Source organism: Sphingosinicella terrae, from assembly GCF_003347635.1.
In the GTDB taxonomy this organism is placed as follows: domain Bacteria; phylum Pseudomonadota; class Alphaproteobacteria; order Sphingomonadales; family Sphingomonadaceae; genus Allosphingosinicella; species Allosphingosinicella terrae.
The window spans coordinates 149,501-162,222 of record NZ_QDFY01000004.1; the positions used below are offsets into that span (position 1 = coordinate 149,501).

A 12,722-nucleotide genomic window follows, 5' to 3' on the forward strand; every position below is an offset into this window, starting at 1 on the left:
CGAGCTGCTGTATTCTTGCACGCTAAGCCGCGAAGACGCGAAGCTATCTCGGCCCGCCACCCGTCATCCTGGCGGAAGCCAGGATCTCCCTTCCCTTCCAAAGGCGCAGGGAGATTACAGCTTTCGCTGGCATGACGCGGATGGAAACACCGCACCCTTTGCGTCTTTGCGTCTTTGCGTGAGAACGTTCGACGTTCGAGCGGGACAACGACTTCGGGCATCACGCTGCCCCCTTCATCGCAGGCTCTACAGCGCCGGCCACGAGGCCACGGACGGCGGCGGCGCTTTCCTGGCGAAGCGCCTCCGCCGCGAGAGTGCGGCAGGCGTCGAGTTTCAGCGGCCGGATGGCGGCCTTGAGCGCCGGGATGGCGGCGGGGGTCGCGGAAAGCTCGTTGGCGCCGAGGCCGATGAGGATGGCGGCAGCGAGCGGATCGGAGGCGACGCCGCCGCAGATGCCGAGCCACTTGCCACGGCGCTGCGCCGCCTCGCCGGCCAGCGCGATCAGGCGCAGGACGGCGGGATGGAGGGCGTCGATCCGTGCGGCCGTCGCCGGATTGTCGCGGTCGGCGGCGAGCGCATATTGGCTGAGATCGTTGGTGCCGACCGAAAGGAAGTCCGCCTCGGCGGCGAGGCCGTCGGCAAGCAGGGCGGCGGCCGGGGTCTCGATCATGACGCCGAGCGGCAGCGGCGCCTCACCTGTCGCGGCCGCGGCGTCCGCCAGCAATTTGCGGACGGCGCGCAGCTCGTCGGCATCGACGACCATCGGCACCATGATCCTGAGATCGCCGGAGCCGGACGCGGCAAGGATGGCGCGCAGCTGCGCCGCCAGCAGGTCCGGCCGCATGAGGCTCAGCCGGACGCCGCGAACGCCGAGTGCGGGATTCTCCTCGGCCGGGAGGGCGAGCCAGGACGCGGGCTTGTCGGCGCCGATGTCGAGGGTGCGGATGATGAGCGGCCGGCCGCCGAGGGCGCGGGCGACGTCGCGATAGACCTCGGCCTGCTCCGCCTCGTCCGGCGGTGCGGTCCGATCGTGGAACAGGAATTCGGTGCGCAGCAGGCCGCAGCCTTCGGCGCCGGCCGCCACGGCGAGGCGAGCTTCCGCGGCCGAAGCCAGATTGGCGAAGATCTCGATCCGAGTGCCGTCGGCGAGGCGGCCCTCCTCGCCGGCCGCCGCCGCCTCGGCCGCCCGCCGGGTGCGCCAGCGGTCGAGCCGCGCCGTGGCCCGGGCGAGACGCGCCGGATCGGACGCGATCTCGACGCTGCCGACATCGGCGTCGACGACCAGCATCGTCCCTTCCGCGATCGCCGCCAGCCGCTCCCCGAGCGCCACCACCATCGGCACGCCGGCGGCCGCCGCGAGCAAGGCGGCGTGCGAGGTCGGCCCGCCGCCGGCCGTGCAGACGGCGCCGAGGCGGGTGAGATCGAGCGCCATCATCTGGCTGGGCAGGATAAGGTCGGCGAGGAGGATGGCGCCTTCGGGCAGGTGGGGCGCCCGTGTTTCGCTCGCGCCGGCCAGCGCCGCCAGGACCTGATGCTCGACATCGCGCAGATCGTCGATCCGCTCGATCAGCAGCGCGTTGCCGGTTGCGCTGAGCGCGGCCTCGCTCGCCCGCACGGCCGCGCGCCAGGCGAAGCCGGCGCCGCGGCCGCTGGCGATGGCCGCCTCGGCGCCGGCGAGCAGCTGTTCGTCCTCGAGCAGCGCGAGATGCGCCTCCGCAATGTCCTGGCCGAGGGCAAGCAGGCGGCCGGCGACCGCGCGCAGCGCGGCATCGAGGGCGGCGCGCTCGGTCTCGGCACCCCGCCCCTGCTCAGGAACGTCGATGGCAGCGCGCCGGAGAGAGAAAGCGGAGCCGATCGCCAGTCCCGGCGCGGCGCAGACGCCGGCGAGGCGGAGGGGATCCGAACCGGAAGATGGCGCGGCGGCCGGCCTCACCTGAACGGATGTCGCCATTTCCTCGGCCTCGACGATCGCGGCGACCGCGGCGACCGCGGCCTCGGCATCGGCGCCTTCGGCGTGGATGGCGACGCTGTCGCCGTGAGCGAGGCCGAGCGCCATCAGTGCGACGGGGCTGCGCGCGCTGGCGCTGCCGCTCGCGACCTCGAGCCGGATCGCGGCATCGTGGCGCTTGGCCGCAGCGGCGATGCGGGCAGCCGGGCGGGCGTGGACGCCGTGCGCCGCCGCGACGATCGCCTGGCGGGTTACGCTCGTCCGGCTGCACGCCGCCTCTCCTCCCGCTCGGACGGCTTCGGCAACGGCCTTCGTGCCGGCGCTCAACTCGGCGACCGTCTCGCCCGCGGCGACCTGCCGGCCAGTACTGACGCTGAGGGCAAACCCCTCGCCGATGACCACCACCGGCGTGACCAGGCTCTTCGCCTGCGCCGCCACCGCGTCCATGTCGAAGCTGATCAGCGGATCCCCGGCCTTCACCCTCGCCCCCGGCGCCACGTGCGTGGTGAAGCCGGCGCCGGCCAGGGCGACGGTGTCGAGCCCGACATGGATGAGCAGCTGCGCGCCGTTGGAGAGGGCCAGGGTCACCGCATGGGCACTGGCGGGGATGGAGATCACCTCGGCGTCGCAGGGCGAACGGACGAGGCCGTCGAGCGGATCGATGGCGAAGCCGTCGCCCATCATCCTTTGGGCAAAGACCGGATCGGGAACCTCGTCGAGCGCGGAGAGCCAGCCGGCCATCGGCGACAGGAGGCGAATAACCGTCATTCGGCCGGCACCAGCTGGATCATGTCGACGGCCCAGAGCGGCTCGACGCCGCGCGCCGTGTAGGTGATGCACAGGTCGCTGCGGCCGGTCCGCGGCGGCAGCGGCGCGCGCAGGCGGGTGACCCCTGGATGGTCCGCTGCCGGCGCGAGCGGCAGGACGGCCATGCGTTCACCTTCGCAGCCGCCAAGACGAACCTCGAACTCGCCCGCCTGGGTCGCCGGCTCGCGGAATCGGATCCGCTCGACGTCCCGCCCGATCTGGAAGTTGAAGGGGAGCTGACCGACGTCGATCTCGATCGCCGAGACGCCGTCGAGCGGCGCATCCTCGTAGATCCAGCAGGGATTCATCACGTCGGTGAGGAACACCGCGCGATCGCCTTGCGCCGGCCAGTCGTCCTCCAGCGCCAGAGCGATATTCTCGCTGCACAGTTTCAGCTGCGTGTCGTCGCGGCGAAGCGCGGCGAGGCGGTCGACGGCGAGGTCGAGTGCGCCGGACAGGAGGCGACCCCCGCGCAAAGCGACCGCGCGCAGGCGCGCGGAACGTTGAAGCCGGATCGGCCCCGAATAGATGGCGGAGCCGGCGCCGGGATCGCTGCCGTCGAGCGTGTAACGCAGCTCGCTGGCGATCTGGTTGGAGAGGGTGGCGATCACCGTCCCGCCTTCCGCGCGGAGGTCCGCCCGTACGCGGAAAGCGCTGTCGGCGGGGCGCAGCCCGAGCGGGTCCAGCCGGTCGAGCTGGGGCAGCAGGCGATCGACGAACCCGGCAAACTCACGCGTCTCCGCGGCTGACCAACCGCGTTCGGCAATGGCGGCGGCGCGCGGAAAGAGCATGTGGGCAGCTCGCTCCTCGGTTCGGACATGCTCGGTCCAGAGATTGCCCTGAAGGCCCAGTATGTGGCGCTGCTGGTCCGGCGTCAGCGAAGCCGGCGCGGGATCGAAGGCATAGACCTCCGCCAGATCGACGAGCCGGCCGCGGCCCGGCGGCTCGGCCGAAGTGCCGCCCTGGCGGTTGTCGAAATAGAGGATGGGCGCGGGCGAGAGCACGGCATCGTGGCCGCTCTGGGCGGCGTGGACGGCGCCGTCGATGCCGCGCCACGACATGATCGCGGCGCCCTGCGGCACGCCGCCCTCCAATATCTCGTCCCAGCCGATCAGCCGGCGGCCACGCGCCTCGAGAAAGCGGCCGATGCGGGCGACGAACCATCCCTGGAGCGCCGCCTCGTCGGCGACGCCGAGTGCGCGCATCCGCGCCTGGACCGCGGGAGAGGCCCGCCACTGGTCCTTCACCGCCTCGTCGCCGCCGACATGGATGAAGGTGCCGGGGAAGAGCTCGAGCACCTCGTCGAGGACGTTCTCGAGGAAGGCGAAGGTCGGTTCCTCGACATTGTAGAGCCAGGGGAACACGCCCCAATCGGATTCCGCGCCCGGATCGAGCGGCATGCCGGTGCCGAGCTCGGGATAGGCACGGATCGCGGACAAAGCATGGCCGGGCATCTCGATCTCGGGGACGATCTCGATCCCGCGCGCGCGGGCATGAGCGACGATCGCGCGGACCTGGTCCTGCGTGTAGAAGCCGCCGATGCGCGGCAGCGGCGGAGCACCCAAGGCGCCGGCGGGAACGCGCCAGGCGCCGATCTCGGTCAGCCGCGGGTAGCGGCGTATCTCCAGCCGCCAGCCCTGATCGTCGGTCAGGTGCCAGTGCAGGCGGTTCAGCTTGTGGACCGCCATCCAGTCAATGAGCCGCATGACGAATTCCGGCGACTGGAAGTGGCGGGCGCTGTCGAGCATCAGCCCCCGCCAGGCGAAGCGCGGGGCATCGTCGATGCGGACGGCGGGAGCCGTGAGACGGCCGTCGCTTTCGCCGGGCGTGAGCAGCTGCCAGAGCGAGACGCCGCCATAGAGCAGCCCGGAAAGATCGGAGGCGGTGACGGTCGCCCCGCCGGGTGCGACTTCCAGCCGGTAGGCCTCGGCGGAGAAGCCGGGGGCGCGGCGGAAGACGATCGCACCGGAAACGGGCCGGTCGGCGAGGCGAAGTCGAATCCCGGCGGTGCGGGCGAGGAGGGCGGCGAACCGCTCGGCGGCGGCGCGGGCGCCTTCGCCCTCGGCGACGATGATCGTGTCGGCGGTGACGGCAAAGCGGCCATCGAGCGGAACGGCGGAGCGGGGCTGGGGAAGCAGAGGGAGGGCATGCGGCGGCGTCGCGGCCGCGGCCGGACTAGTCGCCAGCATCAGCAGAATTGGAGCAAGCAGGGCTCGGATCAAGAGCGACATCCTCCAATGGTTCGTACCGCCCTCCCCTTATTTCCCTCCCCCTCGAGGGGGAGGGTAGGGTGGGGGTGTTCGGCGTCAGAGGTATATCCCAGCCCGCCGAGCCCCCTCACCCCGACCCTCTCCCTCCCGGGAGAGGGGAGAGGGCGGGAGAGCGGGTCTCCAGCCTCAATAGCGCAGCCTCACGCCGAAATAGAATTGCCGGCCATTGTCGTAGATGGCACGTGGGCGGTCCGGCGTCCCGGAGAATTGGACGATCTTCTCGTTGGTGAGGTTGATCGCGTCCGCGGTGAGCGAGATGTTGTCGGTGATGCGCAGGTTGAGCGAGGCATCGAGCGATTCCGTCGCCGATTGGTTCAGCGGCGCGGCGCGATCGATGGTGATGAAGAAGCTCGACCGGTAATTGTAGGAGAGGCGCGCCGACAGCCAGTCATTCTCATAATAGCCGCTGAGGTTGAGCGTATGGCGGCTGTTGCCCGGCACCGGAGCGCCGTCGTCGAGCTTGGCGTCGGAGAAGGTGTAGTTGAGCAGTGCGCCGAAGCCGTTCCAGATGTTGCGCGAGGCCTGAAGCTCGAAACCGAGATTGCGGCCGCCGGCGCCGTTGGCGCGGCGATTCACGTCGAACAGGCAGTCGAACAGACCCGGCGTCGCGGTCGGCGTGCAGCGCGACAAGTTCGGAGTCGTCGTCTGGACCGGAAAGCTTTCCTGGGAGATCGTATCCGTGATGTAGGAGCGGATGTCCTTGTAATAGACGGCGCCGGCGAAGATCGTCTCGCGGTCCGGATACCATTCGAGCGACGCGTCGAACTGGTTGGCGCGGTAAGGGTCGATATTGGGATCGCCGCCGGCGGCGGTGAGCGCTCCGGGGTTGAGATTAACCCGGGGGACGATGTCGGTATAATCCGGCCGGGCCATCACCCGCGCCGCCGCCAGGCGCAAGGTGACGGTGGGCGTCAGGTCGAAGGCCAAGTTCAGGCTCGGCAATATGTCGGTATAGGAGCGCTCGACCGTGATCGGCCGAAAGACGCCGAACGGATTGTCGATGGTGCCAGGGCCCGGCGGCACGCCAAGCTCGTTGCCGCGCGAAGTCTGGTCGGTGGTGACCACGCGCACGCCGGCATTGCCGCGCCAGTCGTCCCCGCCGAAGCGGGCCATGACGTAGCCGCCATAGGTGCGCTCGGTGATCGAGTAGTTTTCGGGCGGATTGAGGACCCGTGCCCGAACGCTTGCAGGCTGGCTGTTGTAGATCGACTGGAGCAGGCGGCGATCGACCTGCCAGAAGCTGTCCAGCGTTCCCGGCCCGGCGACATTGCCGAGGAAGTTCCCCGGCGTCAGATCGCCGCCGAAGAAGTCGGCGCTGGTGCACGGACCGCCGCAACCCTCGCCCAGCAGCGGCAGGAAGAAGCCGCCATAGGTGGTGGCGAGGAAGCGGGTGATGCGATCATGGTCGGTATATTTGAAGCCGACCTTGAACGCATTGACCGGCCCCAGGTCCACCTCATGCTCGTAGTCGGCATAAAGATAGAATTCCCGGTCGGTATTGGTGATCTGGTGAAGCGACCCGAAGTCGAAGACGAGGTCGTCGGGATCGGTCGGATCGACGCCGATGAACGAGACCTGCGGCGTGCGGCCGGTGAGGTCGAAAGTGAAGCCGCCCGGCGCCCCGCCTTCGTAGAAAGGCTGGGACTCGGTGTCGCCATGCGCTTCGGTGTAGCCGCCCTTGAGGTGGAGGGTGCCGCGGTCGCTCGGACGCCAGACGATGTCGACGTCGCCGGACCATGTCTCGGCCAGGGCGTTGCGATCGATCGCGTCATAGACGACGGCGCGGCCGCCCGGCGTGGAGTCGATCCGGCCACCGACGACGGTGCCGTTCTGGACGACCGGGTCGGTGAGCGTGCCGCCGCCGCCCAGAGCCTGGATTCCCCAGGCGAGATAGTTCTGGTTGAAATTGTCGGCCCCGAAGCGGGAATAGAGGCCGGTGATGTTGATCTCGAGGCTGTCAGACGGCCGGAACTGGATGCCGATATTGCCGCCGTAGCGCTCGCGCTCCTGGAGGAAGAGCGCCGAGCCGATCAGCGACGGCACCAGGGCATCGCCGGTCGGATCGCCGGCCGGATTGAAATAGCCGAGCACCTCGACGCCGTCGCGGCGGATGTCGCGCCGCTGGTAGACGCCGCCGACGAGAATGCCGAAGGTGCCCGCCTCGTTGCGCCAGCTGATCAGGCCCGACGCCTGGGGATCGACGGAGTCGCGAAGCTCCGAATAGACGAGCTCGGCCGAGGCCGAGACGGTGAAAGGATCGAGATCGAGCGGATCACGGGTATGGACGTTGATCGTGCCGCCGATGCCGCCTTCCTCGACGTCCGCCTGCGGGCTCTTGTAGACGTCGAGCTGGCCGACAATCTCGGATGGGAGGGTCAGATAGTTGAAGCTGCGGGTGGCGGCGAGCTGCTCGAGCACGAACCAGTCGGCGGTGGCGATGGCGTGGCCATTGACCAGCGTGCGCGTGAGATTGGGCGCGGTGCCGCGAAGCGAGACTCTCTCGCCCTCGCCGAACTCACGGTTGATGACGATGCCGGGGACGCGTTGCAGCGCCTCGGCGACATTGCGGTCGGGGAACTGGCCGATATCCTCGGCCGAAAGGAAATCGGCGATGACGTCCGATTCCTGCTTGGCTTCGATCGAGGCGCGAACCGAACCGCGGATGCCGGTGACGACGATCTCGTCGTCCGATGCCGCGGCGCCCTCCTGGTCCTGCGCGGCGGCAGGCGCGGCAGCGGCGACGAGGGCGAAAAGGCTGGCCGAAGCCAATGCGAGTCGGCGACCGATCATTGTCTATTCTCCCCTTTGCCGGCGCTCCGTTCTCGGCTTCCCCGGCGGCCTGGAATCACCTGACCAATGTGATACCAAACGAGTACCAATATGCAGACCATCTATTACGATATTCGTTACGTCAAGAGCTTAATTGCGCTCAGGCGCAGCTTGCAAGGACGATCAGCATTCGTTACTGGTAAGCAATTGGTATTAGTCCACACGAGCGGGGGCCCCCGATGAACCTGGCCGAACAGATCGGCTTCGATCCCGAGGAGGGCCGCGGCCCCCTCTACCGCCGGCTCGAAGACCGGCTGCGCCACGCGATCGAATCGGGCGTTCTCAAGCCCGAGCAGGCGCTGCCGTCGGAGCGCGACCTTGCCGAGGACCTGGCGGTGTCCCGGATCACGCTGAGGAAGGCGCTGGACGGTCTCGTCGGCAACGGCCTGCTCCATCGGCGCCAGGGCGCCGGCACCTTCGTCGCCGGCCGCGTCGAGAAGAGCTTCTCCAAGCTCACGTCCTTTTCGGAGGACATGGCGGCGCGCGGACGCTCATCGCGCAGCGAATGGATCAACCGCGCGGAAGGGGCCGTCACGCCGGACGAGTCGCTGATGCTGGGGCTGAGCCCGGGCACGCCGGTCTATCGTTTCCACCGCATCCGCTACGCCGACGAACTCGCCATGGCCCTCGAATATTCGACGATCCCCGCCTTCGCCCTGCCGAGCGCGGGAATCGTCCGCGGGTCGCTCTACGAGGCACTCAATGCGGCGGGCACGCGGCCGGTGCGGGCCTTGCAGCGCCTGCGCGCCGTCCTGTTCGACGAACAGCAGGCCGCGCTCCTCGGGATCGAGGCCGGGGCTCCCGGGCTGCTGATCGAACGGCGCGGCTTTCTCGACGACGGGCGCGCGGTCGAAATGACCCAATCCTGGTACCGCGGCGATGCCTACGACTTCGTCGCCGAGCTGAACGCCGTCGGATGATCGATCCCACCTCCACGCGGATGTTCGCCGAGGCGGCCGAGGCCGCGGCCGTCGTCGCGGCGCAGCGGTACGCCAGCGCGGGAGCGGTCCGCGAGATCGCGGCGAGGCTCCGGGCCCGGCCGCCGGCGGCGGTGATCACCTACGGGCGGGGCAGCTCCGACCACGCCGCAACCTATGCCAAATATCTCATAGAGACCCGACTCGGCATCCCGACCGCGTCGGCGGCGCCGTCGGTCGCCTCGGTCTATGGCGCGAGCGCGCGAGCGAAGAACATGCTCTGTTTGGCTTTCTCTCAGTCCGGCCGCAGCCCCGACCTCGTCGCTGCGCTCGAGACGGCGAGAGCGGGCGGCGCGACGACCGTAGCGCTGGTCAACGCCGTCGATTCGCCGCTGGCGGACGCAGCCGAGTACCGGCTTCCGCTCGGCGCCGGCGACGAGACCAGCGTCGCCGCGACCAAGTCCTTCATCGCCTCCCTGTCGATGACGGCCTCGCTGGTTTCCGTCTGGGCGGGCGACGAGGCGCTCGGGCAGGCGCTGGACGAGGTGCCGGTGCGGCTGGCCACGGCCTGGCAGGCGGACTGGTCGCCATTGGGCGAGCGTCTGAAGTCCGTTCGCGGCCTCTATGTCGTCGGCCGCGGCCTCGGCCTGGGCATCGCCCAGGAGGCGGCGCTGAAGCTCAAGGAGACGTGCGGGCTTCATGCCGAGGCGCTCAGCGCCGCCGAACTCCGGCACGGCCCGCTCGCCTTGGTCGGTCCCGACTTTCCGCTCCTCGTCTTTCGCCAGTCGGACGAGACCGGCGACAGCGTCGACGCCCTGATCCGTGATGCGGACGGGCTCGGCGCCGACATATTGGTCGCCGGTCCGGCGGCGGCCGGGGGCCACTCGCTGCCGGTGACCACGGGCCATCCCGCGATCGAGCCGATGCTCCAGATCACGAGCTTCTATCGCGAGGCCGTCCGGCTCTCGACGGCACGCGGCTTCGACCCCGACCGCCCGCCGCATCTGTCCAAGGTGACGGAGACCCTGTGATGGCGACGGCGTTCCTCAACGCGCGGGTGCTGACCGACGGCGGTTTCGCCGAAGGGCTCGCCGTCCTGGTCGAAGGCGACCGGATCGTGGCCCTGGTCGGCGAGCGCGAGATCCCGTCCGGCGCAGGGCGCGTCGATCTCGCTGGCGAAATCCTCGCCCCCGGCTTCGTCGACGTGCAGGTCAATGGCGGCGGCGGCGTCCTGTTCAACGACGCCCCGACCGTCGAGACGATCGCCGCCATCGGCCGCGCCCACCGCGCCTTCGGCACGACGGGTTTCCTGCCGACGCTGATCAGCGACGATCTGTCGGTCGTGCGCGAAGGCATCGCGGCTGTCGATACCGCCATCGCCGCGGGCGTGCCGGGCGTGCTCGGCATCCATATCGAGGGCCCCTATCTCAACAGCAGCCGCAAGGGCATTCACGATTCGAGCAAGATTCGCGAGCTCGACGAACAGGGCCTGAAGGCGCTTACCGGCCTGCGGCATGGTCGCACCCTCGTCACCCTGGCGCCGGAGCGGACGACGGTGGCGATGATCCGGCGCCTGGCCGATGCGGGCACCATCGTCTCGGCCGGGCACAGCAATGGCCGCTACGAGGAGATCCGCGCCGCGCTCGATTCCGGCCTCGCCGGCTTCACCCACCTGTTCAACGCCATGTCGCCGCTGCGCAACCGTGAGCCGGGCGCGGTCGGTGCCGCCCTCGAAGACCGCGCCAGCTGGTGCGGCCTGATAGTCGACGGCCGCCACGTCCACCCCGCCGCGATGCGGCTGGCACTTCGTTGCAAGGGCGCCGAGAGGATCATGCTGGTGACCGATGCGATGCCCAGCGTCGGCCTGGAGGAAAAGGACTTCATGCTGCAGGGGCGGCAGATCCGGGTCGAGGACGGCGTCTGCGTCACCGAGGATGGCACGCTCGCCGGATCGGACCTCGACATGGCCATGGCGGTGCGCAACGCGATCGCGATGCTCGACGTCGACGCGCCGACGGCGCTGGCCATGGCGAGCCTTCATCCCGCCGAGTTCCTTCGCCTCGACCGGATCTACGGCCGGATCGCACCGGGACTGCGCGCAAGCCTGGTCGCACTCGACGGCGAGCTCCACGTCACCCGAACCTGGATCGACGGGGTGGAGTGCGATGCCGGCTAAGGCCCGCAGCCCTGCGTCAGAACCTGAGCGGGTAGACGGTAAGCCGTAGGTGCACGCCGCGGTCCTGGAGGTCGCGCGAGCCGGTCTGGACAGCCTCCTTGAGGGCGTGACCATAAGCGACGCGAAGCGCGATCGCGTCCGAAGGCTGCCAGGCCAGAGCGGCGCCGACGGCCACCAGGGTGCGCGGGCTCGGCTGCGGCCCCTCGGCGTTACGGCCCCAGCCGGCGTCGGCAAAGGCGGCAAGGCTGAACGCGCCCCAGTCGAAAGGGACCGAGCCGGGGGGGCGGCCGGACAGGCTGAACGGCTGGGCGATCTCGGCCGAGCCGATGACACCCTGGTCCGCGAGCAGGAGCGACTCGCGATAGCCGCGCACGCTGGCCTCACCGCCGATCGACAGGCGTTCGGCGGAATAGAGCACGCTGCTCGACCATTGGGCGGTCAGGCGGCCGCGCAGCTCGAGACCGTCTCCGGTCAGCCGACGCGCATAATTGGCCTGGACCAGCAGCGACACGAAATGCCGGTCAGGATCGAGGACGAGGGGAAGACGGGCGCGCGTCCCCCATAGACCCGTGGTGGCGGTCCCGGAAACGGCGAAGACCTGGTCGACGCTGCGCAGCACGTAGTCGGCAAGGATCCGCGCCGCGCCATATTCGGCGCGGCCGTCCACAGATCCGGGGGCGAAGGAGAAAGGCTGGCCGAGCAGGAAGCTGCGCTGGCGGCGCCAGGCGAGGCTGGTGCCGACGGTCAGCACCCGCGACGGAGACCATCGCCCTTCTCCCGCCGGGGTCAGCGGCCAATCGATGGCCCGATGGGTAAGGCTCGCCTCGAGCCCGCGGTCGCGGGTGCGGATGTCGAGCGGCACCAGCGGCCGATCGATCACGGCGGCGCGATTATAGCTTCCGCGCACCGAGAAAGTGGTCCGCGGCGTCAGCCAGGGCGTCGCATAGGCCACAGACAGGTCGAGAACGCCCTCGGTGGTACCGGCTTCGCCGCTGAGCAGGTCGCCGGACTCGATCAGGTTGCGCAGCACCCCACCGGCGGCGATCCGCTCACCGCCGACCGAGGGCGATCGGTTGTTGCCGGCTGTCAGATACAGATCGACCGGCTCGCGCGGCAGCACCGACAGCAAAAGGCTCGCCTCTCCCGGGCGGCCGCCGGGGCGGAGCTGGGCATTGACGGTGCGGATCGCCGGATCGTCGGCAAGTCGGCGAAAGTCGCGCTCGAGCGCGATCGCGTCGAGCGGCCGCCGGTCCGTCGAGGGCATTCGCTCACGAATGAAATCGGCATCAAGCCCGCGGCTGCGCCCGCCCGCCCACTCGACCGCGACTGCATCCGCGCCCGGTTCGGGCGGGACGAGCGCCCCGTGGACGATCCGGATGTCGAGCCGATTTGGATCCGCCGGATCCGCCGCCTGCACCAGCAGGCCCGAATTGACGAAGCCGGCCGAGAGGAAGGCGCGGTTGATCAGCTGCACCAGCGCCACCGCCCGGTCGATCCCCTGGCCGACGACGGCATTTGCCTGGAACTGGCGCCTCACCCATTCGGAATCGAGCGGCTGTCCGCTGATATGCTCCACCACCAGCCCGGAGAGATCGTCCTGCGGCGGCCGCCATTCGCGGGGAGGCACGCTGTCGCCCCCCACGTCGCCATCAAGGATGCGCACGCTGCCGACGACGGTATCGCCGACATCAAGCGCAACTGGAGACGGACGCCCCGACGGAGGCGTGGGAGCGATCGGCGCGGCCGGCAAGGGTTCGCCATAAGCGGGCCGGGGC

The 12,722-nt window shown here is 69.7% G+C and carries 7 protein-coding genes; 3 read left to right on the forward strand and 4 right to left on the reverse strand.

Going from position 1 to position 12,722, the window contains the following annotated elements; genetic code table 11:
* Positions 1 to 220: 220 nt before the first annotated feature.
* The 3 genes from ptsP to DDE10_RS10975 form a co-directional block, all read right to left on the reverse strand.
* Entirely contained in the window at positions 221 to 2,716 is a 2,496-nt protein-coding gene (gene ptsP / locus DDE10_RS10965; RefSeq protein WP_114952818.1) for a phosphoenolpyruvate--protein phosphotransferase, read from the reverse strand.
* Complete coding sequence (locus DDE10_RS10970; protein WP_114953002.1) at positions 2,713 to 4,977, reverse strand: beta-N-acetylhexosaminidase; 2,265 nt, start codon at positions 4,975 to 4,977, stop codon at positions 2,713 to 2,715. The genes ptsP and DDE10_RS10970 overlap by 4 nt, the downstream gene beginning before the upstream one ends.
* A gap of 174 nt (positions 4,978 to 5,151) precedes the next feature.
* On the reverse strand, positions 5,152 to 7,815 hold the full coding sequence (locus DDE10_RS10975) for a TonB-dependent receptor (RefSeq protein ID WP_114952819.1): 2,664 nt from the start codon (positions 7,813 to 7,815) through the stop codon (positions 5,152 to 5,154).
* A 218-nt stretch (positions 7,816 to 8,033) separates the two neighbouring features.
* Here DDE10_RS10975 and DDE10_RS10980 point away from each other — a divergent pair, with 218 nt between their 5' ends.
* The 3 genes from DDE10_RS10980 to nagA are packed head-to-tail and all read left to right on the forward strand — an operon-like array spanning position 8,034 to position 10,947.
* Positions 8,034 to 8,774 (forward strand): GntR family transcriptional regulator, encoded by a 741-nt coding sequence (locus DDE10_RS10980; RefSeq protein ID WP_114952820.1) that lies wholly within the window; start codon positions 8,034 to 8,036, stop codon positions 8,772 to 8,774.
* Entirely contained in the window at positions 8,771 to 9,802 is a 1,032-nt protein-coding gene (locus tag DDE10_RS10985) for an SIS domain-containing protein (RefSeq protein ID WP_114952821.1), read from the forward strand. The genes DDE10_RS10980 and DDE10_RS10985 overlap by 4 nt, the downstream gene beginning before the upstream one ends.
* Positions 9,802 to 10,947, forward strand: coding sequence for an N-acetylglucosamine-6-phosphate deacetylase (gene nagA, locus DDE10_RS10990; protein ID WP_114952822.1), 1,146 nt, complete (start codon positions 9,802 to 9,804; stop codon positions 10,945 to 10,947). Before DDE10_RS10985 ends, nagA begins: the two co-directional genes overlap by 1 nt.
* 16 nt (positions 10,948 to 10,963) lie before the next feature.
* On the opposite strand, the gene DDE10_RS10995 is transcribed toward nagA, so the two are convergent.
* Positions 10,964 to 12,589, reverse strand: a complete 1,626-nt coding sequence (locus tag DDE10_RS10995) for a ShlB/FhaC/HecB family hemolysin secretion/activation protein (protein ID WP_162806551.1) — start codon at positions 12,587 to 12,589, stop codon at positions 10,964 to 10,966.
* Positions 12,590 to 12,722 lie beyond the last annotated feature (133 nt).

Bases quoted from the DNA above. Each gene is read 5' to 3' on its own strand.
- ptsP (WP_114952818.1), bottom strand. From the start codon at position 2,716: ATGACGGTTATTCGCCTCCTGTCGCCGATGGCCGGCTGGCTCTCCGCG.
- DDE10_RS10975 (WP_114952819.1), bottom strand. From the start codon at position 7,815: ATGATCGGTCGCCGACTCGCATTGGCTTCGGCCAGCCTTTTCGCCCTC.
- DDE10_RS10980 (WP_114952820.1), top strand. From the start codon at position 8,034: ATGAACCTGGCCGAACAGATCGGCTTCGATCCCGAGGAGGGCCGCGGC.
- DDE10_RS10985 (WP_114952821.1), top strand. From the start codon at position 8,771: ATGATCGATCCCACCTCCACGCGGATGTTCGCCGAGGCGGCCGAGGCC.
- nagA (WP_114952822.1), top strand. From the start codon at position 9,802: ATGGCGACGGCGTTCCTCAACGCGCGGGTGCTGACCGACGGCGGTTTC.